General features: G+C 56.4%; 20 protein-coding genes. 7 read left to right on the top strand and 13 right to left on the bottom strand.

The window, feature by feature from the left end:
• The 6 genes from QMZ18_RS00985 to QMZ18_RS00960 all read right to left on the bottom strand — a co-directional run bounded on the left by QMZ18_RS00985 (position 1) and on the right by QMZ18_RS00960 (position 6,650).
• The gene (locus QMZ18_RS00985; RefSeq protein ID WP_282604357.1) at positions 1-1,434 is read right to left on the bottom strand and encodes an FAD-binding oxidoreductase; all 1,434 of its coding nucleotides are present in this window, start codon (positions 1,432-1,434) and stop codon (positions 1-3) included.
• Entirely contained in the window at positions 1,431-2,753 is a 1,323-nt protein-coding gene (locus QMZ18_RS00980) for a cytosine deaminase (protein ID WP_282605575.1), read from the bottom strand. The genes QMZ18_RS00985 and QMZ18_RS00980 overlap by 4 nt, the downstream gene beginning before the upstream one ends.
• Before the next feature lie 7 nt (positions 2,754-2,760).
• On the bottom strand, positions 2,761-3,693 hold the full coding sequence (locus QMZ18_RS00975) for an ABC transporter permease subunit (RefSeq protein WP_322097111.1): 933 nt from the start codon (positions 3,691-3,693) through the stop codon (positions 2,761-2,763).
• On the bottom strand, positions 3,690-4,502 hold the full coding sequence (locus QMZ18_RS00970) for an ABC transporter ATP-binding protein (protein WP_282604356.1): 813 nt from the start codon (positions 4,500-4,502) through the stop codon (positions 3,690-3,692). The genes QMZ18_RS00975 and QMZ18_RS00970 overlap by 4 nt, the downstream gene beginning before the upstream one ends.
• A gap of 25 nt (positions 4,503-4,527) precedes the next feature.
• The gene (locus tag QMZ18_RS00965) at positions 4,528-5,592 is read right to left on the bottom strand and encodes an ABC transporter substrate-binding protein (protein ID WP_322097110.1); all 1,065 of its coding nucleotides are present in this window, start codon (positions 5,590-5,592) and stop codon (positions 4,528-4,530) included.
• Positions 5,593-5,858: 266 nt separating this feature from the next.
• Complete coding sequence (locus tag QMZ18_RS00960) at positions 5,859-6,650, bottom strand: creatininase family protein (RefSeq protein WP_282604355.1); 792 nt, start codon at positions 6,648-6,650, stop codon at positions 5,859-5,861.
• Positions 6,651-6,699: 49 nt separating this feature from the next.
• On the opposite strand from QMZ18_RS00960, the gene QMZ18_RS00955 reads away from it, so the two are divergent.
• The gene (locus QMZ18_RS00955; RefSeq protein WP_282604354.1) at positions 6,700-7,092 is read left to right on the top strand and encodes a RidA family protein; all 393 of its coding nucleotides are present in this window, start codon (positions 6,700-6,702) and stop codon (positions 7,090-7,092) included.
• A gap of 311 nt (positions 7,093-7,403) precedes the next feature.
• Here the strand turns inward: QMZ18_RS00955 and QMZ18_RS00950 are convergent, their stop codons facing one another.
• Genes QMZ18_RS00950 through QMZ18_RS00925 form a run of 6 tightly spaced genes read right to left on the bottom strand, consistent with a single transcriptional unit; the run spans position 7,404 to position 14,071 of the window.
• Complete coding sequence (locus tag QMZ18_RS00950) at positions 7,404-8,144, bottom strand: GntR family transcriptional regulator (RefSeq protein WP_282604353.1); 741 nt, start codon at positions 8,142-8,144, stop codon at positions 7,404-7,406.
• 45 nt (positions 8,145-8,189) lie between these two features.
• Positions 8,190-9,857 carry a hydantoinase B/oxoprolinase family protein gene (locus tag QMZ18_RS00945; protein WP_282604352.1) on the bottom strand — a complete coding sequence of 556 codons (1,668 nt, stop codon included), beginning with the start codon at positions 9,855-9,857 and terminating at the stop codon, positions 8,190-8,192.
• A gap of 2 nt (positions 9,858-9,859) precedes the next feature.
• Positions 9,860-11,902: a hydantoinase/oxoprolinase family protein gene (locus tag QMZ18_RS00940; RefSeq protein WP_282604351.1), complete on the bottom strand. Its 2,043-nt coding sequence runs from the start codon at positions 11,900-11,902 to the stop codon at positions 9,860-9,862.
• Positions 11,903-11,929: 27 nt separating this feature from the next.
• Positions 11,930-13,192, bottom strand: coding sequence for an NAD(P)-binding domain-containing protein (locus QMZ18_RS00935; protein WP_282604350.1), 1,263 nt, complete (start codon positions 13,190-13,192; stop codon positions 11,930-11,932).
• Complete coding sequence (locus tag QMZ18_RS00930) at positions 13,189-13,719, bottom strand: DinB family protein (protein ID WP_282604349.1); 531 nt, start codon at positions 13,717-13,719, stop codon at positions 13,189-13,191. The genes QMZ18_RS00935 and QMZ18_RS00930 overlap by 4 nt, the downstream gene beginning before the upstream one ends.
• A 46-nt stretch (positions 13,720-13,765) precedes the next feature.
• Entirely contained in the window at positions 13,766-14,071 is a 306-nt protein-coding gene (locus QMZ18_RS00925; protein ID WP_282604348.1) for a hypothetical protein, read from the bottom strand.
• Between the two features lie 136 nt (positions 14,072-14,207).
• On the opposite strand from QMZ18_RS00925, the gene QMZ18_RS00920 reads away from it, so the two are divergent.
• From QMZ18_RS00920 to QMZ18_RS00895, 6 genes are all read left to right on the top strand, one after another.
• The gene (locus tag QMZ18_RS00920) at positions 14,208-15,065 is read left to right on the top strand and encodes an alpha/beta hydrolase (protein WP_282604347.1); all 858 of its coding nucleotides are present in this window, start codon (positions 14,208-14,210) and stop codon (positions 15,063-15,065) included.
• Between the two features lie 40 nt (positions 15,066-15,105).
• On the top strand, positions 15,106-16,116 hold the full coding sequence (locus QMZ18_RS00915) for a TRAP transporter substrate-binding protein (protein WP_282604346.1): 1,011 nt from the start codon (positions 15,106-15,108) through the stop codon (positions 16,114-16,116).
• Between the two features lie 68 nt (positions 16,117-16,184).
• A complete protein-coding gene (locus QMZ18_RS00910; RefSeq protein ID WP_282604345.1) occupies positions 16,185-16,715 on the top strand; it encodes a TRAP transporter small permease in 531 nt (176 codons plus the stop codon).
• 6 nt (positions 16,716-16,721) lie between these two features.
• Positions 16,722-18,029, top strand: coding sequence for a TRAP transporter large permease (locus QMZ18_RS00905; protein ID WP_282604344.1), 1,308 nt, complete (start codon positions 16,722-16,724; stop codon positions 18,027-18,029).
• Positions 18,030-18,446: 417 nt separating this feature from the next.
• A complete protein-coding gene (locus QMZ18_RS00900) occupies positions 18,447-19,748 on the top strand; it encodes an FAD-binding oxidoreductase (protein ID WP_282604343.1) in 1,302 nt (433 codons plus the stop codon).
• Between the two features lie 3 nt (positions 19,749-19,751).
• Positions 19,752-20,675, top strand: coding sequence for a D-isomer specific 2-hydroxyacid dehydrogenase family protein (locus QMZ18_RS00895; protein WP_282604342.1), 924 nt, complete (start codon positions 19,752-19,754; stop codon positions 20,673-20,675).
• Positions 20,676-20,907: 232 nt separating this feature from the next.
• Here the strand turns inward: QMZ18_RS00895 and QMZ18_RS00890 are convergent, their stop codons facing one another.
• Positions 20,908-22,104: a pyridoxal phosphate-dependent aminotransferase gene (locus QMZ18_RS00890; RefSeq protein WP_282604341.1), complete on the bottom strand. Its 1,197-nt coding sequence runs from the start codon at positions 22,102-22,104 to the stop codon at positions 20,908-20,910.
• Positions 22,105-22,142: the final 38 nt, after the last annotated feature.

Genomic DNA, 22,142 nt, shown 5'->3' with positions numbered 1-22,142 from the left:
CTACTCTGCAGTTTGTTCTGGGTTTTGCAGACCGGGAAAAAGGTAAGTCGTTTGACTGGCATAGTCGAAACTTGGATCGTCCCAGGCAATCATCTTGCCAGGATTGAGCAATCCCTGTGGATCGGCTTCCTGTTTAAAGGCGAGTTGCACTGCATCGGTCTGCTTCATGCCGCCTTCTTCCAGTGTGTAGCGGTGCGGGTTGAAGATCGGAGCGCCTAAGTCTTCGTGGATTTTCATGATCTCTTCGAGGCGTTCCTCGTTCGAGTAGCGCACGAGGGGAAGGCCGAAGCAGGTTATGTCGCCATCGAAACGCACGAACTCCAGGTGCGCCAAGACTTCGTCGCCGAATCGAGCGTGAATCTTCTCGACCAGTTCTATCTGATTCGGGAAGGGATAGAGCACCTGCAAATAGGTGATGTCCTTTGCGAGCCGGCGCGCGCAAAGCGTCGTATGATTCCAGGCCAGTTCGTAGACCGGTGGCAGGTTCTTGCTCTCTTCATCGGTTGCTTTGTCCGATCGGAACAGAATTTCTCTGCTTCCGGCGGCTGCCCGCCGATGAAAGGCGAGGAAAGCCCCCATGGCGTGCGGTGCAATCATCAGCAGAACGATCGACTGGTCCTTGCGGGTGAAACTAAAATCGCGGCTGAGATACTCGGACGGAATGGGTGCTGCGATTGGTGTGATCAGCTTTTTCAGGATCCCGTCCTGGCGGGCCAGATCGTTGGCATAGCGCATGCCGCTCATAAAGTCATCGAAGCCTACGATCACCTCGACCCAGTCGTAGGCCGGCGCCAGCGGGGCTTCCACTTCCGTTATGATGCCGTTGGTGCCGTAGGCATGCATGACCTTGTGCAGGTCTTCACCGGTCAGTTCCAGCCGCCGGGGCTCGGCTTCCATAGTGACGATACGCAAACGGAGAACGTTGCCAAAGTCACGCAGGCCGCCCCAGGTGATCGACCCGACACCGCCCGAGCCGCCACCGATAAAGCCGCCGATTGACGCCGTGCGGTAGGTCGAGGGAAACATCCGCAGTTCTTGTCTGGAGTGTGCCCGGGTTTCGTCATCGACCTTGGACAGAATCGCGCCGGGTTCGGCGATCACTTTGCCCTCGCCGATCTCGCGGACGCTTTGCATTTCGGCAAGATTGAGGATCACACCGCCTGACAGCGGCATAGCCTGGCCGTAGTTGCCGGTGCCTGAACCACGAGGAGTGACTGGGATTCCACGTGCGTGACAGGCCGTCAGGACCTGGACCACTTCGTCTTCATTACGCGGCGTAACCACAAGATCGCCGGATACATGGTCGAGCTGGCGTTTCAAGACCGGGGAGTACCAGAAAAAATCCCGACTCTTTTGGCGCACAAGGCGGGGATCATCGACCATCGACAAACCGGCGAGGTCCTGCTTCAGCGCGGATATGTCGTAAAGGCTCATGCTGCTCCCTTGAGTGATTTGGCAGACATCAGATCATCAAGCTCCCGGTAATCTGGAAGACTGCGGTCAATTATCCTACCGTCGCGAATGACCTGGCGGTTACTTTCAGGGCGGGACAGCAGTTCGGAATAATTACGGCCGTCGAATAGTACCAGATCAGCTGTGCCGCCTACCGATAGGCGCCCTAGATCGGGCCGACCGATAATATCGGCGGGCCAGCGCGTCATCGCGGAGACCCATTCTCCGACAGGGCAATCGAGTTGGAGTATCCGCACTGCCTCACGCAGAACCTCCAGGCCATCCAGATCACCATATCCATAAAAGGGATCGCGGGTGTTATCAGAGGCGACTGCCACGGGAATTCCCCAGTCGCGCATCTCCCGCAGCAGCGTTACGCCGCGCCAATGGGGCGTCTGCTGTCCGGCCCGGTCCTGCAGGTACATATTGCACATGGGCAGGGAGACAACGGCGATGCCAGCTTCGAGCAAAAGGTCCAGGCAGGCTTCGGCCTCGTCTGCCGGCTGGTTGGCGATCGAGCAGCAGTGGCCGCAAACAATGCGCCCGGTGAAGTCATTGCGGATAGCCGCCTCTGCGACCTGGCGCAGGCTTCGGGACTCGGGATCCGCCGTTTCGTCGCTATGAAAGTCGAGATCGAGACCGCGCTCGATTGCCAACTGAAAGATGATATCCAGGGCTTCGTCGAGCTCCGGCATCATGAAGGTGACCGCACCCAGTATACCGCCAGATTTAGCGACCTGGTCGGCGAGTTCCGGACCGAAACCCTCAAGAAAACGGTCGATGCCCAGAATTGAAACCGCCTGCAGGTCGATCCGTCCGGCCCATTCCCGGCGTATCTCGGCAAACAGGGGCCAGGAGATTTTGTGTTGTGGATCGCTGGAGTCGAGATGCGTACGCAGGGCCGCCGTGCCATGGGCATAGGCGCAGCGGAGCGAGAAATCCATGCGCCGACGTACATCCTCGGCGCCCCAATGAGCCGACCGGTCTTCAATGACTGCGGCAAGCGCGCCGTCGAAGGTGCCGTCGGAGTTTGATTTGCGGGGCCAGATATGCCCCTTGTCGATATGGGTGTGCATGTCCACGAAGCAGGGTAAGACCATACCGCCGCGCTGATCGATGACGTTGCAGCCAGGACGGGCTGCAGCTGAGGTGATTTCAGCTATTCTTTCGCCTTCAATCCGGAGGTCTGCCGCGATCAAGCCGTCTGAATCCGTGGTCTCGAGATCAAGCTCCGTGCTGTTCTCCAGAAGTACGACCGGAAGCCGCACGTTGGTGATCCAGGTAGTTTCCATTCTGCTCACCGTCACATCAGTTTTCCCGTTTAATTGCGCTCTCGTGCCATTTTCGCAGCATGAGATGGGAGAGCAGGCTGAAGGTTAGAAAAATCAGAATGCCAGTGACCGAGATTAACAGCAGGGCCGCGAACATGCGTGGAATGTTGAGCCGATAGCCGGATTCAAGGATGCGGTATGCGAGGCCGGCACCCCGTCCGGCGGAACCCGCGGCGAACTCCGCAACGATGGCGCCGATCAGTGCCAGACCGCCGGCGATTTTCAGGCCGCCCAGAAAATACGGCATGGCTGCAGGCAGCCGCAGATATCGTAGAGTTTGCCAACGTGTCGCGCCATAAAGCTGAAAGAGGTTACGCAGGTTGTGGTCTGCGGAGTTCAAGCCGAGCGTCGTGTTCGACAAGATCGGAAAGAAAGCGACGATCCATGCGCAGATCAGCAATGCGACCGGGATGGTGTCGACGTAAATTAAGATCAGGGGTGCAATGGCGATGATCGGCGTGACCTGCAGGATTACGGCAAAGGGGAAGAAGCTGATCTCGATCCATTTTGACTGCGTGAAGAGAACCGCCAGCCCGACTCCACCAGCCACCGCCACTGCAAGGGCGGCAAAGGTGATTTCCAGGGTCTTTACCAGAGAAACCGACAGGACCGCCCAGTCTTTGACCAGGGTCTCAAGAATCAGGCTCGGCGCAGGCAGAATGTAATGCGGGATCTCCTTGATCCGCACCATTGCCTCCCAACCCAGGATCGCTGCCGTTAAAATGACGACCGGCAGAATGATGCGCAGCAGACGTTCCCGGCGTGCGGCTGCGGCTCGCAGATCAGGCCCGGATTTTACGGCTTCTTCTTCGAGAATGCTGGTCGTGGATCCCGCATTACTCTGCCCGGACGGGGCTGCTGCGCGCTTTGCACGTGCATTATTTGACCGCTCGGCAGGTGAGACATTCACGCGATTTCATCCTCCGGCATTTCTGGCTGATAGAGCGCGCTATGCAGCGCCTCCGAAGCGGTACGGCAGAGATGAGCATACTCTTCAGAGGTCCTGAATCCTTCACCTCTCGGATGAGGTGCGTTATTGCCAAGCTGTTCGGCCACACGTCCCGGCCGGGCTGCCATCACTACGATCCGGTTAGAGAGATAAACCGATTCAAACACGCTGTGGGTCACGAAGACCACGGTCCAGTGATGGGCTTCCCAGAGATGCAGCAGGTCGTCGTTCAGTTTGAATCGCGTGATCTCGTCGAGGGCGGCAAAGGGTTCGTCCATCAGCAGGATCTTAGGCTTAGTGACCAAGGCACGGGCAATTGAGACCCGCATCTTCATGCCACCCGATAACTCGCGCGGATAGGATTTTGCAAAGCCTCCGAGGCCGACCATCTCCAGCGTTTCGGTGACTTCCTCCGTTACGGCCGCGCGCGATTCACCATCCAGGCGCCGAGGCAGCCACACGTTGTCATAGACATTCGCCCAAGGCATCAGGGTCGGCTCTTGAAAGACAAAGCCGATGTCGCCGCGTTCGGGTTTGCCGTCCGGCCAGTGAACCTGTCCTTCCGTGGTGTCGCCCAACCCTGCGATGATCCGCAGGGCCGTTGACTTGCCGCACCCGGACGGCCCCAGCAGGCTGACGAAATCGCCCTTTTCGATGTCGAGTGACATGTCTTGCAGCGCCAGGGTTCCGTTCGAGAAACGCTTGGAAACGTGGCGCAGGGACACGACCGTCGAGGCGCCTGAGCCCTGTTCTGCATCCGGGCCAGTCATTGAATTGGCCATCAAGCCAGCCTCGTTATTTGGGCTTTAGATTCAGGCCGACCTTCTTGTTTACGAAATCGAGAGTGTAGGATTTCTTGTAGTCCACGTCTGCGCTGACAATCCCGGCTTTCACCATCTTGTTGTAAAAGCTGACCATGCGAGCGTCGTTCATGGCACCGATACCCATGGTTTCTGTATCACCCGAATCCACGATGCCGTATTCCTTCATCTTGTCGATGGAAAAGGCAATTTGCGCGTCGGTTATTTCGGGGTTGTCAGTCTTGATCAATGTGTTGGCGGCGGCGTTGTCGCCGTAGAGATAGTTGTACCAGCCGACGATCGAGGCATCGACGAAGCGCTGCACCAGATCCGGGTTTTCCGTTATCAGTTCATTCCGGGTTTCGATAGTGGTCGAATAGGTATCGAAACCGTAATCCGCCAGCAAAAAGATGTTCGGCTTAATGCCGCTTTCGCGTTCGATGGCAAAGGGCTCCGAAGTCAGATAACCCTGCTGTCCCAACCGTTTATCCGCGATGAACGGGGCCGAGTTGTAGGTGTAGGGCCGCACCTGGTCTTCGGAGAAGCCGTATTCCGAGATCATCCACTGATAAAAGCTGTTGAGTCCGCCCTTGCCGATCAAAAGATTGATTGTCTTCAAACTCTCGAAGCTGTCGAGCCCTTGACCAGGGTGAGTCATGATCACCTGCGGTTCCTTCTGGAACACCGCCGCAATGGCCTTGGTCGGAATTCCCTGCTCCACGGCCGAGAAGGCTTGCAACATATTGCCGCCCATCAGGAAATCGACTTTACCGGTCGGCAGCAAGAGACGATTGTTGGCCTGCGGCCCGCCCGGAGCGATGGTGACCTTGAGGCCGTGCTTCTCATAAGTGCCGTCAGCCACCGCCTGATAAAACCCACCGTGTTCGGCTTGAGCCACCCAGTTGGTGCCGAATGTGACTTCGTCCAGCGCGTTTGCCGCTGTGACCGAAGATACCGCCATGACGGCGCCGGTTGCTACTGCCGTTGCGGCACGCATAAGTGCTTTCACAACGGCTCTGTTTTTTGCCACGACGTCGGATTCGTCTCTCACCTCTACCATTGCCCGGTTCTCCCTTGTTCTGCCTTACGAGAATGGAGCCGGGATTGATCCGGCGCCATCGCTGAATTCTCGTCGATCTCAAACCGCTGTCTGCCGCAGTTCCGGTGCCAAAACGTCACATCAGGGTTCTTGGACCGGCGATGTGGAACGGCGCTGAGAAACCTCCAAAGTCAGCTTATTATTTGAGCATCTGCTGCTTATCTGTCCGCTACAATATCACGGTTGTTTTTCGAACAACAGATAGTCCCAAACTGCGTGTAATTAGTTCACCGCGATACCAGCGAAGACAGCGGATGCCGCGATACTTCGGTGATCAACTGTGCGAGGGCCGAAGTGGCGTGTTTTACCACCGCTTCTCCGATTTCGGTCGTTGCAGCGCTGGCGTCCCCCGCGACACCGAGTGGGTGAAGATCCTGTGCCTGCCAGCCGATTCCCACTCCGCCGACATAACGCAGGCGCTCATTTGTGGATTCCGTCTCCGGTAGCACCGATACGAAGTTCGCCGCTTTGTCCATCTTGACCAGGTCTGGGCGCAGGTACCGCATGATCGAGGTTTCGACCGTTCCCCCGTGAATGCCGTGCCGAATTTCCTCCGCGGCCACCAAGCCCTCTGGCAACCCCATGTGCCACCAGCTCGAGGTCACCGCGAGAATACCCTGTTTGACGCGCAGTTCGCGGGCGACGATCTCCATCACCTGCGGCTGCCCTCCGTGAGCATTGACGAACAGAATTTTCGAGAGTCCCGCACGCTTGATCCCTTCGGCCACTTCGTACCAGACATCGATCAGAGTCTTGGGGGTCAGGGTCAATGTTCCGGCAAAGGCCAGGTGTTCGTTGGATTTCCCAATCGCCTGGGTCGGCATCAACAGGGCGGGAACCGCCTCGGGCAGGATTTGCAAGGATCTCTTTGCCATTTCTTCGGCTATCACGGCATCGGTCGAAACCGGAAGGTGCGGCCCATGTTGTTCGATCGCGCCGAGCGGCATGATAGCCACGGTGGTCTCGGGATCGAGGTCAGCGAAATCGTCGGTCGTCAGATCTTGCCAATAGCGCAGCACTCTACTTACCCTCACGGAGTTGAACAGCAACGAAGGCGAGTGTAGCGCAATGTTGAGCCATCACACACCCGATAGCATCCGTGCCCCCTTTGCACTCTACAGCCATGGTGTTGTTGTGCCGCCAGGAACCCGTGTGCTTTTCGGCTCCGGTCAGTTGGGTATTGCACCAGATGATCAAATTCCTGAAGACGCTGCGGCGCAAGCAGAGCTTTGTTTTCACAATATTGGACTGTTGCTCTCGGATGCCGGGATGGATTTTGGCGATTTAGTGCGGATCAATAGCTTTGTCACCGACCGCAGCTTTCTGCAGCCTTATATGCGGGTGAGAGACCGTTTCGTTACTTCTCCACCGCCAGCCTCAACCTTGATGATTGTGTCAGGTTTCGCCCGTGAAATATTCAAGGTTGAAATCGAGATTGTCGCCGCGCGAGCGGACAAGTGAGAGATGTTATGGGATGATTGACTCCACCTATACGGCATCTATGTGTCAGACAGGTTCGTGTAAGTGATCCAGTTGGAGAAGAGGCCATCCACTATGGAAATTACAACGATTGGGTCGGATAACGATCGCATGGAGCGATGCAACCATTGTCGTCTGAACAAAAGAGTTTATGTCGAGTTGCGCTGGCCAGTGCATAGCAACGTGACAAGACCCGAAGATGTGACGATGCCGCGAACTGGATTCATTGACATGCGGCCATGCTGATGTCTGGGTCGGTCGGTCTCAAGTCGGATTAACCTGACAGCGCCCGCTTACCGTTCTTGTACGATGGTGAAATCGAGATCACACGGTGCGCTTCCACCTATTAGTTTCCGCAAGCGGTCTCGAAAATATTTCGCGTGGTTTGTCATTAATTCCACCAACTGATCGCGATCCGTTGCCTCGATCGCATCGATGATGCCTTGATGCTCGTTGATCGGGCGCTGGAAAAGTCTTTCCTCCAAGTCGCGATTTGGGGCTTCTCGTCCAAACTCGCTTTTGAAAATATAAAATGAGATCCGGCGGGCCAGATTAGTCAGTTGCTCCGAGTACCGCGCAATAATTGCGTTCTGGGTGGCTGCTGCGAGCCGATTGTGAAAGGCGGCATTTGTTTTTGTCACCTTCAAGAAATCAACGCTTTGAGTATGCGCTTCGTATGTCTTCTGAATATCCAGAAGGTCACTAACAAGACCGTCGTCGTTAAAGACGAGCACCGACGCCACCATGCGTTCGGCCAGGATGTAGGCGTCGAAGAGCTCACGTGTGTTTGACAAGTTCAATGGTGAAACACGCAGGCCACGAGAGCCGCGCGACTCGATAAGACCCTCTGCGATCAGCCGATTCAGTGCTTCGCGCAATGGTGTTCGTCCGAAGTCGAATCGACTCAGCAAAAACTTCTCGTCGATATTGTATCCGGGTTCCAGGGAAAGAGTGATGATCTGGTCGCGCAAAGTGTTTGTGGCCAGATCGGTTTTTGAAACTGGTTCCGGACCGTCAAGGGTTCTGCGTTGCATCTGCAATTGTGCTCTCCCAGTCCCGAGCGGCTCAATCAACAGGGCTCACGACTGTTTTGGGTAGTGCTTGTCGATATAGTCCTGGCTGAACTTCCCGGATTTCCGGTCCCCGGCAACGGCGTCGACCGGCCGCTCCTGCGGATCGCCATAGCCGCCAGCACCTGCGGTCACAACGTTGATAACGCTGTCGGGTCCAACACGCAATGCGGAAGGTTTGTTGGCGAGCCGCCTTTCCTTGCCTGAGTCGGAAAGGATGGCGAATTTCCCTGTGGCGCCAGGAGCGCCGCCGAAGATTCCCCAGGGCGAATGCACGAAACGTTCGCCCTGGCCCGAAAATGTTGTCTCGTGACCGATCGGACGATAGTCGCGGCGAATACCAAGTCCGCCCCGGTACTTACCTGCACCACCTGAATCCTCGACATATTCATACCTTTCGATCATCAGCGGATATTCCGTTTCAAGCGCTTCGATCGGCAGGTTCGAGGTGTTGGTCATATGGACTTGCACGCCGTCGGTCCCGTCTCGGTAGGCACGTGCTCCGGCGCCGCCGCCGAGTGTTTCAAGATAAACATAATACTTCCCCTCAGCGGAGCGCCCAAAGAACGCCGCCGAGGTATTTGCACCATTGCTCGCGGCCGTTATGCGTTCGGGGTAGGCCGGTGCGAGGGCGCCCAGAATAACGTCGACGATCCGTTGCGCAGTCTGCGCACGGGCTGCAGATGCGGCGGGAAAGGTGGCGTTTACTACACTGCCTTTTGGGGCCTTGATGGTGACCGGGTTGAGCATGCCATGGTTCTGAGGGCAATCCGGGTCAAGCAGCACCTTGAGACAGTATAGGCAAGCCGCCTGTAACCCTGCCATGGTGACGTTGTTGTTGCCCTCGACTTGCGGATCCGTACCGTCGAAATCGAACTCGATCTCGTCGTTCGTCACGCTGATGGCCACCTTGATCCTGATATCTTCGCGTGACAAACCGTCGTCGTCGACCAGATCCTCGAAGTGATAGACTCCGTTGGGCAGGTCGCTGATCGCAGCACGGGTTCGGCGAGCGACCGCCGCGATAATGGCGTCGCAGCCTTCAATGATCCGGTCGGGACTCCAACGCTGAATCAATGGCGCCGTGCGGCGAAGCGCCAGCTGGTTTGCGGCGATCTGGGCATTGTAGTCGCCGAGTCTCTCTTCTGGCACGCGTACATTCAACAGGATCATATCCATGACGTCCTGAATTACCTCGCCATCCCGCATGAGCCGGATCGGTGGAATGCGCAGGCCTTCCTGATAGATTTCGGTCATTCCCCCGGCCATGGAGCCCGGCGACATGCCCCCGATATCGGCGTGATGGGCTATGTTGCAGGCGAACATGATAAGCTTTCCATCATGAAACACCGGCGCAGCGATCGCGACGTCCGGTAAGTGCGACCCGCGACCAACATAGGGGTCGTTCGATAAGAACATATCGCCTGGGCGCACCCCCTCGGTCCCGTATTTTTCGAGGACCACTTCGACCAGTCCGAGCATCGAGGCGAGGTGCAGCGGCATGCTTTCGCCTTGTACGACGACACGGCCGGCTGCATCGAACAGAGCGGTGGAGTGATCGCGTCGCTCCTTGATGTTCGTGGAGTAAGCACTTTTTAACAAGGCGATATACATCTCGTCCGCAATGCTCGCCATGGCGTTGCGCAAGAGTTCGGCGTCGATCGGCGACATTGCCATGGTCAGAGCCTTCTAATATCGATCACGAGATTGCCCCAGAGGTCCACGACCGCAGTTTCCTCGGGGAAGATGACGACCGTGGTATCCATTTGCTCGACAATTGCAGGTCCGGCGATTAGCTGACCGCTGAACAGATCGGTCCGTGCATAGACGGGCGTATCGACTCGATGATCATTGTCAAAGAGGACAGGACGCCTGCTGACAGGCGCGGCTTTACCGTCTTCGGACAGCACTGGAAGGCTGGGGCGCTCTAGTTCTCCGATCGCCTTGACGGCGACGTTCACGATTTGGATCGGCTCGCTCTTAGACGCAAAGCCATAGGTGGTTTCATGCTTCGCGTGAAACGCCTCTTTTAGTTCAGCCATCAGCCGGTCGCTACTGAGAGTCAGATCAAATGGCAGAGTCAGTTCGTAATTCTGTCCGAAATAGCGCGCGCCAATAGTCCAGACCCGCCGCTCCTGCTCGACCGGCACGGATTCAGCGGTGAACCAATTGGCGGCCCGTGCTTGCAGTTCCTCTGCCGCACTGCGTAGATCACGAAGACCTTCGGTGCCCAATGGTGCGAGGATTGTCGTAACGAAATCGGTTGAAAGTGCTGCATTCATCGCCCCTTCGGCGCAGAGGATCCCCGGATCCGGAGGGACAACGACACGTTTCATGCCAAGTTCCCGCGCAACGTCCGACGCAAAAAGTGCGCCGGCGCCGCCATAGACGAAAAGCGCAAAATCGGACGGAGTATGACCGCGTTCGACCGAGATCGACCGGATCGCCTTGACCATCGTCGCGCAGGCGACACGGAGAATTCCCAATGCAGTCTCGTCCGGTGTCACCTCTAGCGCAGTGGCCAGGCGAGTTATTCCGTCGACGGCAACCCCTGCCTCGATGGGCATGCGCCCGTCCAGTAGCGTTTCGTTATTAAGGCGCCCCAGCATGACATTAGCGTCGGTTACCGTTGGTTCGGTGCCTCCAAGATCGTAGCAAAGCGGCCCCGGAACCGCGCCTGCGCTTCGCGGGCCGACCTTTAGCAGCCCGTCACGGTCGATCCAGGCGATCGAGCCTCCGCCTGCTCCCACGGCGTTAACATCAAGCGCGGGAATGCGGATGGGAAAACCGGCCAAGTCGCGTTCGTTGACTTCGACCGCTGTGCCATCTCGCAAGAGCGCGACATCGGCGCTGGTCCCGCCGACGTCAAGTGTGATGATGTCCGGAAATCCTGCTGCTGTTGCCCGTCGTAACGCTCCCTGCACGCCGGCGGCAGGACCTGAAAGTGATGCGCGAATGGGATATTCGCGCGCCATACGCACTGACATGAGCCCGCCTGCACTCTGACTGATCTTGACCTCCGATGGAACGCCCAGTCCGGCGACCGATGCGGTCAGACGGTCGAGATAGGACCCTATGATCGTAATCAGGGCGGCATTAAGTACCGTTGTCGAAAAACGTTCGTATTCTCTGAATTCAGGATAGACAGAGGACGAACTGATCACCGTTACGTGGTTTGGCAGGTTGGCCAACAGGATTTGTGCCGCGCGCTGTTCGTCGGCAGGAAAGGCATAGGAGTGAAGGAAACACACCACGACGCAATCGACCTTCGCCGCAGCCAGGCGTCCGGCCGCCTCGCGCACTGCGTCCTCGTCGAGCGGTACATGCACTGAGCCATCGGCCAGTGTCCGCTGCGGGACGTCGATCCGCAGGTGACGCTCCACGAGCGGCGCAGGGTGGTCTGAATGCATGTCGTAGACTGCCGGGCGCGTTTGGCGGCCAATCTCAAGCAAGTCACGAAAGCCCCTCGACGTGATCAGTCCGACAGTTCCGCATTTCCGCTGAATAAGTGCATTTGTTCCAACCGTGGTGCCATGGGCAAGCCGCCGTACGTTCGCTGCCGACAATCCTTCCTGCTCCATGATCATCCGGAGGCCTTCGACGATCGCCTGTTCCGGCGCGTCCGGGGTCGAGGGAAGTTTGTGGAGCAGCAGGTTCGACCCATCATCGCGATTTATCGCGATATCGGTAAAGGTTCCACCCACATCGACACCGATATACATTCAGAATATTCCTGAGCTCTTGTTACTTTATAAACAGTTGACGCATGGCTGACCGAGATGGGAACCAACCTGTTCCGCCACCCGGCGAGCGTCTTCATCGACACCGTAGAGAATTCCGGACTTACGCTTGGTCATCCAGTTCAGCCCGCAAAAGAACAGCCCCGTCCGGGGACTCGCGCCGCCATCTGTCACCGGATATCCGAGATCGTCCGTGGGTACGTCGTCGATCCAAGAGAAGTCGTATGTGAAACCTGTGGCCCAAATGATGGTGTTGATTCCGGCTTCAACCAGGTCCAGCGTGCCCGGTGTCTGCGGTAAAGGCACCCCGGCTTCAGGATCCCCGGTAAACTCCGCTTCTGTTTGAGCCGGAGCCTCAATACCCTGTTCCTCGATATGAGTGTCGATCCGGGCAATGAGATCTGCGCAAAACCGGTCGGCGAAGGCCATGTTTTCAGCCAGATCATCCTTGAGATGCAGCATGCCACTTTCGATGTCCGTGAGCCGCCCTAACAGGGTCACGCCGCGTCGCCGGAAATCGTGAAGACTCACGGTTGCACCGCCGTCACGGCCTGTAAGGTGCGGATCGCCTATGAAGCGGTCGGCGGGACTATCCAGCATATCGGGCGTGCGATCCAAAAGCCCCATGTCACGCTGCCAGAAAAGCACATCACGTCCGCGGTAGCGGCGGGGCAGGCGGCCCGTGCGTCCGACGCACAGATAGGTTTTGCGACCTTCGCGCAGGAAATCCTCTACGATCTGGCATCCGGTTTGGCCAGAGCCCACGACGAGCACCCCTCCTTCTGCCGCCTGTTCCGTACTCTTATATTGCTCAGCATGGAGTTGCAGGATCTCTGCAGGCATTCGCGTGGCAACCGCCGGGACTTTAGGATGCTGATAGGTGGCAGTGGCGATAATCACCGCGCGCGTCCGCATCTCGCCTCTGGACGTTTGCAAGCGAAAGCCTGATTGGCCGGGGGTTACTCGGGTGACATCGATTCCCTCTGAAACCGGTGCATTGAAAGAGGCCGCCCAATCTTTTAGGTAGGTTACAAATTCGTTGCGCAGCATAAACCCGTCCGGATCCTTTCCCTCATAAGGGCGTCCAGGCAGATTGACGGTCCAGTTCGGCGTGACCAGGCAAAAGGAATCCCAGCGATGAGCAGCCCAGGCATGGCCAATTTCGCCGCGATCCAGAACACGATGCTCAATTCCGGCCTGCATCAGATAGTAGCTGGCTGAAAGCCCGCCCTGCCCTGCGCCGATGATGAGAACATCTGCGGCGTCGCTCATGCGGCGTCGCTCCATTCGTCGGTATCGCCGCGTCCGAACTTTACGACATCGACCGGGGGCGGATAACTGCCCGTTTCGCTGATCATCTGGTGTATTTGGCCGCGGTGGTGAATCTGGTGCTGGAAGAGATTGGTCAGACAGAGTTTCATCGGTAGGGAAAATATCTCTTCCTGATCCATACCCACGGCGGTAAATGTGAGCTGTGCGTCGAGTTCTTCCTGGCTCATCGCTGCGCAAAGGCCAACATACCATATGTCATTGGCGCGGTGTGCCCTCTCCAGGTCCTCGAAATCCTCGTAGAGAACCTCGTCGAGACTGGTAAAGGTGGTTGGCTTTTTCTCCAATCGCTCACGGTAAATCAGATCTGCCAGCAGAATGTGATTCATCGTGTTGTGGATCGATCGGAAAAAAGCCTTCCGGTCTTTCTTGCGCTCCGCATCGTTCAATTGACGCAGTGCGTTGTAGATACGGATATTTGCCCAACCGTTGTAGCGTGCGGCCGTTTCAATATCCAAGAGTTGGGCCATTTCAATCTCCTAGGGTCCGGATTCACGACGTGATTGCGTTCGGGTGTCACACATCGCTCTGTGCCCGAACCTCGTATTCGACCGGCTCCGGCCGATCGCCCTCGACGTACATATGCGCGAACATTTGGGTGATTCTTTCCAGGTCCGGGCTGGCGACGAAGGTTAGGTAAGCTGCCTTGTCGCGCCAGACGGTGAAGGCTATGCGCTGCACCTCTCCCGGGGTTGCCAGCAGCATTGCGCGGACAAATCCGCTATGGCCTTGCATGATTGGTACTGCGTCAGACTCGAACAGCTCTGAATCCTCGCCCCAAGAGTCCTTTTTGCAGTTCCAATAGGCCATTCGAACGAACATCCAGAGCATTCCTTCTGTTATCGTATCGTATGAAATATATTAGAGATATATTTTAGTTGCAATGCTCCATTGGCTAACCTAGCCTGATAAAAAAACGCACTTGATTATGTGAGTGCTATCGATTGACGGGTGAGACATGTCAGGCATTGTCTACGGGGCGTTCACTCAGGAAGAGCTCGATTACGAATACGACATGAGGGTGAGGTGTCCGCATTTTGCCGAGACCTTCGCCGCCATGGACGTTCACAATAAGCGCACCATCGCGAATTATGAAACGCGCTTGGATGTGCCATTTGGTGAGAGCACGCTGGAAGCGCTGGATATCTGGCCGGGGCGCGGCGGCTCGCCCATTCTTCTATTCATCCATGGAGGATATTGGCGGGCTTTCGACAAGAACATGTTCAGTTTTGTGGCTGAACGCTTCGTCGAAGCCGGGGCGGCGGTCATCTTAAACAACTATGGCCTGTGTCCGAGCGTTACGATGGACGACATTACGGCTCAAAACCGCTCTGCGATGGCCTGGATCTACAAGAATGCTGCTTCATTCGGCGGCGACTCCGGGCGTATTCATGTCACTGGCCATTCCGCGGGTGGCCACCTTACAGGGATGCTCATGGCCACGGAGTGGTCCGTCTATGACCTACCCTTCGATGTGGTGAACGGTGCGGTGCCGCTGAGCGGTCTGTTCGACCTCGAACCGCTCCGGCGATCCTATCTGAACGCTGACCTTAAGATGGACGAGGAGATGACTGTCCGTAACAGTCCAATCCACCAGCTGCCGCGATGGATGCCGCCTACTGTTGTCGCCGTTGGTGGGGGAGAGACCGATGAGTTCCGCCGGCAGTCTCGTATCTATACAGACGCCTGCCGGGTGGCTGGATTTGACGTGAGTTATCTGGAAGTCGGTAACCACGACCATGTCAATGTTGCCGGCGAATACAGAAATAGATTGAGCCCATTGACCGCCGCGCTTTTTACACAGATGGGCCTTTGAGGAGAGTACTCCAATCAACTCAAGCGAACAGGGAAGTAAAATGAAACACATCAGATTGCCCCTGAGTATCCTGGCCACGGCGGCTGCAATCGGGTTGTCACCGGTCGCGGCCCAGGAAATTGCGTGGGATATGCCGAACGAGTATGGCGAAACTTCGATCTCCGGTGAGGCGGACAAGGTGTTCGCCGAACGTCTTGAAGCCAACAGTGGCGGGCGGATTGTCATAACCAACCATTTCGGCGGGTCTCTGGGATTCAAGTCGAAGGATCACTGGTCTGCCGTGGAAGATCAGGCCGTACCGCTAGCCAGCACCTATACGGGCGTCTTCACAGGGTTCGATCCGATTTTCCTGATGAACAACCTGCCCTTCGTGGCGACGAACCCGGTACAGTCCAAGGCGTTGATCGATGCCGCGCGACCTTACTATGCCGGGGCGTTCGAAAAGGGTAATCAGTTGCTGTTGTTGACCGAACCTTGGTCTCCGGTTGGGATCTGGTCAAAAAAGCAGATCAACTCCGCGGCCGAAATGCAGGGCCTTAAAATCCGAACCTACGACAAGAACGGCACGTTAACACTGAAGGAACTGGGCGCTGCGGCAATTCAGATGAGCTGGGCGGATGTTGTTCCTGCGCTCTCGACCAACACCATCGAGGCGGTTCTGACATCTGAAGAAGGCGGATTGTCTGCCAAGTTCCAGGAATATTTGGATCACTTCCACTATGTGAACTTCACTATGGGTTCGAACATGGTGCATATCAACAAGGACGTGTTCAACGCGCTCCCCGACGACCTCCAGAAGATCGTTCTCGATACAGCAGCCGAAGTTGAGGACGAATTGTGGTCGAAAGCCCAGGATCGGATCGACCTCAATGTTAAGCGTCTGGCCGAAGCAAAGGTTACGGCGATCACCGATGTGCCGGCGAGTTTCATCGACGAGCTCAAAGGCGCCGCCCAGGTTGCTATCGACGAATGGCGAGCCCAACTCGGCGACAAAAAGGCCGACGAGATTCTCGCTGCCTATGCCAAACAGCTCGAGAAGGTCGGCCAGTAGTATCCGGCCTAAGAAATTCAGGCGCCGCCCTTTTGGGGCGGCGCTGCTGTGAACGAGGATAGTCGCTGATGGCTCTGTTTCACAGGTTTGCGTTTGTGCTGTCGCTGATTGGTATGATTGGTGCCGTGATTGTCCTGCTGGCGATGACCGGACTGATCTTGACTGAGGTTGTGCTGCGCACTTGGTACGCCAGTTCGACCCACATGGCCGACGAACTCGTAGGCTACGGTATCGGCGCAATGAGTTTCCTTGCTCTAGGGCAATCGCTGGAGAAGGGTACTCTGATCCGCATGAACCTGTTGATTTCATGGCTGCGTCCGAAGGGGCCGGTACGCTTTGCTGTCGAGCTTCTATGCATAGGTTTCGGCCTCTTCAGCTGTGGAATGGCGTTTTGGTTCTTTACGCGAAATGTTCTGCGTAACTACGAGCGCGGTTATGTCAGCGAGACGGTGGCGCAAGTACCTCTCTGGTTGCCGGAGGCATTCATTTCAATCGGACTGGCAATACTACTGGTACAGTTCCTGTCATATTTTCTTCGTGTCCTATCTGGCGAAATCGACCTGTCGTCGGAAAAGGCCGCCGAGTTGGGGATTGAATAGGCCGAGATGGAAGAAGTCTTCTTCGCCATCGCCGTCTTCTTGTTTCTGGCTTTTTACCTGGGGGTCGGCACCTGGATATTCATCGCGATCCTTATGGTGGGTTTGACCTCGCTATTGGTAGTGCTGGATTTTCCGCTGGTCCGGGTAGGGTCAATCATGAAAGGCACAATGTGGCGAACGGCGTCTACCTGGGAGCTCGCTGCGATCCCGATGTTCGTGTTCATGGGCGAGATCATGTTTCGGACAGATGTTTCCAACCGGCTGTTTCGCGGTCTATCGCCATGGACGAATCTGATTCCTGGTAAACTGCTGCATTGTAACGTGGTTGGCTGCACGCTGTTCGCTGCCGTCAGCGGATCGAGCACCGCGACCACGGCGACGGTCGGTAAGATCACTATGACCGAACTTGACCGGCGGGGATACGATTCAAACCTCGTCACGGGTTCGCTGGCCGGGGCAGGAAGCCTGGGCCTGATGATCCCGCCGTCGATCTCAATGATCATCTACGGGGTCTTGGCCGAGCAATCGATTACAGGTCTCTTCGCGGCGGGGATCCTACCTGGGCTTCTCATATCGGCGCTTTATTCGGCCTACATTGTCTATCGCGCATTGACTGGTGACGTGACCGGTCACTTGGATGACACCCGTTACAGTGTAATGGATTATTTACGCAGTCTTCTGGATCTGGCACCAATCCTTGTTCTGATGTTTGTCGTTTTGGGTGGAATTTACACTGGAATCGTGACTCCGTCCGAGGCTGCTGCCCTGGGATTCGCCGCCTCGATTTTGATGGTGACCGTACTGGGGCAGTTCTCATGGAAGGTATTTCTGGATGCACTGACGGGGGCCACCCGCATCACCTGCATGGTTGTGACAATCCTCGTGGCGGCAAGCTTCATGTCGTCGACAATGGCTTACATGCATGTGCCGCAGGAAGTGGCGAAGCTCATCGCCGCAATGCATCTGGGGCCGGTGGGCATTATCGTGCTGATCGGCGTGTTCTATGTCATTCTCGGCATGTTCCTCGACGGGCTTTCGATCATGGTCATGACTCTGCCGATCACTCTGCCGATCGTTGTTGCGGCTGGATGGGACCCGATCTGGTTCGGCATTTTCCTGGTCATCATGATCGAACTCGGCCTGATCACGCCACCTATCGGGTTCAACCTTTTCGTGCTGCAGGGGATCACGGCCAAACCCATCGGCCAAATCGCCTATAGCGCTTTTCCATTCTTTCTTCTCATGTTGCTCGCAGCGGTGATTATTGCAATCTTTCCGCAGATAGCGCTGTGGCTGCCAAGCGTTATTCTTTGACGGAAAGTGGGAGCTCCGCGAACTCCAACGCCAGGAGGTCCCAAAAAAAGTCTTCCCGAACAAGCGCGCGGCGCTGCTCTGTGCTGCAACGTATTTTATCAGATTGCGACTCTTGATTAGGTTGGGAACACCTATTCCTTGACGGTATTGACGACAAAATCATGTTTTCTGGTAAGGAGTTAGGAGCGGAGCGATGCCGAAGCATCGTGCCTCTGCCAGAATTGGACTGACGAACCGACGCTGTCCAGAACTCTCCCAAATTACGATCAAGGCCATCAAGGAATAGGGGTTCTCAACTTAATTCGTCTCTCCATTGGGATTGTGGATCATTGCCTACCGTTTCCCGGAAAATTTCCCGTTGCGCAGTCGCGATGGCAATATAATATATTTGAAATATATTTAAGTGGGAGAGCGTAAATGTCCAAGAGTTACGACGCAATCGTAATTGGCGCCGGGGTGATTGGATGTGCGATTGCCTTCGAGATGGCCAAGTCCGGGAAAAGGGTTTTGGGTATCGAAAAGAATGCCGTGGCCGGCTCTGGCTCCACGGGAAATTCCTGTGCAATCATCCGCACACACTACTCGACCTTGGATGGTGCGGCGCTCGCCAAGTCGAACTATCCGTATTGGGAAAACTGGGCGGACTATGTTGGCGCTGAACCAGGCGCGACCTTGGCCAGGTATCGTGAGGTCGGTTGCCTCTATACGTGCTTTGAAGAAAACAACTACGGGATCAAGCTTGAGGAGATAGCCAACACGATTGGTATTCCCTACGAGGTCTGGACGCCATCAAAAATGCGCGACAGGCTGTCGATCATCAATCCAGGCCATTTCCATCCCGCCAAAACGGTTGACGATCCTGAATTTGGGTTGCAGACCGGCGAGATGCGCTATGTGCTTTTTTTCCCGAAGGCCGGGTTTATCAGCGACCCAATGCTCGCGACCCAGAACCTCCAGAGTGCTGCGACGCGTCACGGCGCTGAATTCATCATGGGTCAACGCGTTGAAGAGATCTTCAAGGAAGGCGGGCGTGTCACCGGAATCGCTCTCGAAGACGGGCGTGAGTTCCATTCATCGGTGGTGATCAATGCGTCCGGCCCTCATTCATACAAGATCAACGATATGGCAGGTGTCAGCGAAGGCATGAACATCAAAACCAAGGCGCTCCGTGTCGAGGTCGCCCATGTGCCATCACCCGATGGGTTTGATTTTGAGCGAAACGGCTACATCTGCTCGGATGCAGATATTGGAGGATATTGGCGGCCCGAGGTTGGTAACAAGATCCTGATCGGCAGCGAAGAACCGGAATGCGATCCCCTCGAATGGGTTGATCCTGATGACTATAATACAGACGTGACGGAGCAGGCCCGGCTTCAGGCTATGCGCGGGGCACAGCGCTTCCCCTCCATGGGTGTGCCGAATTCCGTGCAGGGTATCGCCGATCTGTATGACGCATCCGATGACTGGATCCCGATCTATGATTGTTCGGACCTCGGAGGTTTCTATATGGCTATCGGAACCAGTGGGAACCAATTCAAGAACGCCCCAGTGGTGGGCATGATGATGAACGCGTTGGTCGACTATGTCGAAGGTGGTGCCGATCACGATAAAGAACCGCTGGAGTATCCACTCCCGAACATGGACTACGTATTGAACATGAGATTCTGCTCTCGCAAGCGCGAGATCAACAGCGAGAGCAGTTTTTCGGTTGTGGGCTAGGAGATGGCTGGTCCAGCATTCGTCGATTGCTACGGTGACTTGGCTGGTCGGCTGACCGGCGAGATGCTGGAGCTTGTGCCGGACCTGGAGGTTTTTTCTGGTGAGACCCTTGACGAGCGCTCGCTGATCGATCGGCTATCGGAGCGGCGGCATGTTCTCGTTTATATGGGTTACATGTCGGAACGAGTGTTGCGAGCCTGCCCCGAATTAAAGACCATCGCCTATCTCTCTACCGGTCTTGCGACCCATGGCGATCTTGCGATTGCAAAAGAACTCGGGATCCGGTTCGAAGGGGTAAAAGGCTATGGCAACCGTGCGGTGGCCGAGCATGCGGTCACGCTGGCGTTGGCGGGATTGAAACGCCTGGCGGAGATGGATCGCGCGGTGCGCAATGGCGCCTGGCAGCTAATGCGGACCGAGGAATTTGCGGGCAAAATCTTCGGGGTTTTGGGCCTCGGGGGGATCGGCGTGGAGACGGCACGGATCGCCGATGCTTTGGGCGCGCGGGTGATCGCCTGGACGCCCTCTGGCAATACGCGTGGAGCGCCGGTTGATCTTCTGCCAATTGAAGAGGTCTTGGCGCAGGCAGATATCCTGTCGGTTCACCTTGCGTTGACGCCTGAGACGCAGGGTATGATCGGCGGAGGTGCCTTTGCCGCAATGAAGCCGGGTGTCGTGCTTGTCAATACAGCGCGCGGAGACCTAATCGACGAGACGGCGCTTCTGGCGGCCCTTCGTGCGGGACAAGTCAGCCATGCCGCGCTGGACGTGTTTGTCAGGGAACCGCTCGAAGCCGGTTGTCCCCTCTACGAGATGGATAATGTCACGCTGACCCCACATTCTGCCTGGCTGACGACTCAGGCAATTGACCGCTTGCTGGTTGCAGGTCTGGAGTTGCTCAAACGCCATATTTCGCACGATGTATGACCCGTTCCATCGGTGGGATAATTGAACTCAACAGGATACCTGTGCCCGTACCCTCGAGAATGTCGGTTTTCACGCGTTAGGGCCGTACTGATTAGGGTGCTGCTGCCGAATTCGATCATCATCTTATTAAAAACCAGAAAAGAGACGTTAATTCACCCCTTCCGTTTTTTTTAGTGAGATGTTGCGGATAGAAAGTGAAACGCTGCGCCTGAAAACTAAGTGTCGACTGGCCCTATGTCAGCGAACACAGAGCTTCGCGGATCGCCTCTAAAGCGCATGTCAGGTTTTCATCGGATTTCGCGAAGCACAGGCGCTGATGCCCCGGGTACCCGAATTCCGTGCCCGGGACTATGGCAACACCAGCGGTTTCCAGCAGGAATTCCGAAAGCTCGATATCGGTTTCGATCACTGAGCCAGACGGAGCGGCCTTTCCGAGCGCTCCTGCGCAGTTCGCGAAGACATAGAATGCGCCATCGGGTGCGGACGCCGTCAGGCCCGGGCAACTTTCAAGCGCGGACAGGACTAAACTCCGGCGCCTGGAATAGGCGCGGCACCAGTCGCTCACATGCTCTTGCGGTCCGGTGAGCGCCGCTAGCGCTGCGGCCTGGGCAACGGAACTTGCGTTTGTCGTCGATTGCCCCTGCAGCTTGATCATCGCGTCGATCAAGTCCTGCGGTCCGGTGGCAAACCCAATTCGCCATCCGGTCATTGCGTGGGATTTCGAAACACCATTGATCGTGAGAATGCGGTCGGCAAGGTCGGGAGCGACTTGCCCCAACGTTGCAAAGACGGCGCTTCCATAAAGGATCTTCTCATAAATATCGTCGCACATGACACCGACCTCCGGTCGGGTGCGCAGGACATCGGAAAGCGCGGCGAGTTCGACTTCCGAGTAAACAGCTCCGGTCGGATTGCAGGGAGAATTCAGAATCAGCCAGCGTGTGCGGGGGGTAAGCGCCTTGTGCAAGGCTTGCGGTGACAGTTTGAATGCTGGCGAATCGCACTGCACGGTCACCGGAACTCCACCGGCAATCTTGACTATGTCAGGGTAACTAACCCAGTAAGGCGCCGGTATGATTGCTTCGTCTTCGGGATTGAGACTGGCTAGTAAGGCATTAAAGATTAGCTGTTTAGCACCTGTGCCGACGATGGTCTGGCGCGCCGCGCAATCAAATCTGTTCTCGGTCCGGAACTTTTCTGCCACAGCTTCTCGCAGCTCAGCAATTCCGGCAACGGCGGTATAGCGGGTTTGACCGTCTAGGGCGGCCCGATGCGCGGCCTCGATGACATGTGACGGGGTATCGAAATCGGGCTCGCCTTCTGCCAGGTCGATGATCGGCAGTCCGGCAGCTGCTCTTTCACGTGCCATATTGGCCAGCCGGATCGTGCCAGAGACACGTATCGCCTGCATCCGCTGTGCGATCTGCATTTAGCTATCCTCTATAGATATATTTGAAATATATTATC

Origin of the sequence: Pelagibius sp. Alg239-R121 (assembly GCF_947331435.1) — a bacterium.
Taxonomy (GTDB): domain Bacteria; phylum Pseudomonadota; class Alphaproteobacteria; order Kiloniellales; family Kiloniellaceae; genus Denitrobaculum.
The sequence above is the reverse complement of the archived record's forward strand: the minus strand, read 5'-3'. Positions and strand labels throughout refer to the sequence as shown.

Excerpts from the sequence above, each read along its gene's own strand:
- QMZ18_RS00925 (WP_282604348.1), bottom strand. The coding sequence starts at position 14,071 with ATGTTCGTTCGAATGGCCTATTGGAACTGCAAAAAGGACTCTTGGGGC.
- QMZ18_RS00900 (WP_282604343.1), top strand. The coding sequence starts at position 18,447 with ATGTCCAAGAGTTACGACGCAATCGTAATTGGCGCCGGGGTGATTGGA.
- QMZ18_RS00915 (WP_282604346.1), top strand. The coding sequence starts at position 15,106 with ATGAAACACATCAGATTGCCCCTGAGTATCCTGGCCACGGCGGCTGCA.
- QMZ18_RS00905 (WP_282604344.1), top strand. The coding sequence starts at position 16,722 with ATGGAAGAAGTCTTCTTCGCCATCGCCGTCTTCTTGTTTCTGGCTTTT.
- QMZ18_RS00950 (WP_282604353.1), bottom strand. The coding sequence starts at position 8,144 with ATGCAACGCAGAACCCTTGACGGTCCGGAACCAGTTTCAAAAACCGAT.
- QMZ18_RS00930 (WP_282604349.1), bottom strand. The coding sequence starts at position 13,719 with ATGGCCCAACTCTTGGATATTGAAACGGCCGCACGCTACAACGGTTGG.
- QMZ18_RS00970 (WP_282604356.1), bottom strand. The coding sequence starts at position 4,502 with ATGACTGGCCCGGATGCAGAACAGGGCTCAGGCGCCTCGACGGTCGTG.
- QMZ18_RS00985 (WP_282604357.1), bottom strand. The coding sequence starts at position 1,434 with ATGAGCCTTTACGACATATCCGCGCTGAAGCAGGACCTCGCCGGTTTG.
- QMZ18_RS00935 (WP_282604350.1), bottom strand. The coding sequence starts at position 13,192 with ATGAGCGACGCCGCAGATGTTCTCATCATCGGCGCAGGGCAGGGCGGG.
- QMZ18_RS00965 (WP_322097110.1), bottom strand. The coding sequence starts at position 5,592 with ATGGTAGAGGTGAGAGACGAATCCGACGTCGTGGCAAAAAACAGAGCC.
- QMZ18_RS00940 (WP_282604351.1), bottom strand. The coding sequence starts at position 11,902 with ATGTATATCGGTGTCGATGTGGGTGGAACCTTTACCGATATCGCGATA.
- QMZ18_RS00955 (WP_282604354.1), top strand. The coding sequence starts at position 6,700 with ATGTTGAGCCATCACACACCCGATAGCATCCGTGCCCCCTTTGCACTC.
- QMZ18_RS00895 (WP_282604342.1), top strand. The coding sequence starts at position 19,752 with ATGGCTGGTCCAGCATTCGTCGATTGCTACGGTGACTTGGCTGGTCGG.
- QMZ18_RS00945 (WP_282604352.1), bottom strand. The coding sequence starts at position 9,857 with ATGGCAATGTCGCCGATCGACGCCGAACTCTTGCGCAACGCCATGGCG.
- QMZ18_RS00910 (WP_282604345.1), top strand. The coding sequence starts at position 16,185 with ATGGCTCTGTTTCACAGGTTTGCGTTTGTGCTGTCGCTGATTGGTATG.
- QMZ18_RS00890 (WP_282604341.1), bottom strand. The coding sequence starts at position 22,104 with ATGCAGATCGCACAGCGGATGCAGGCGATACGTGTCTCTGGCACGATC.
- QMZ18_RS00920 (WP_282604347.1), top strand. The coding sequence starts at position 14,208 with ATGTCAGGCATTGTCTACGGGGCGTTCACTCAGGAAGAGCTCGATTAC.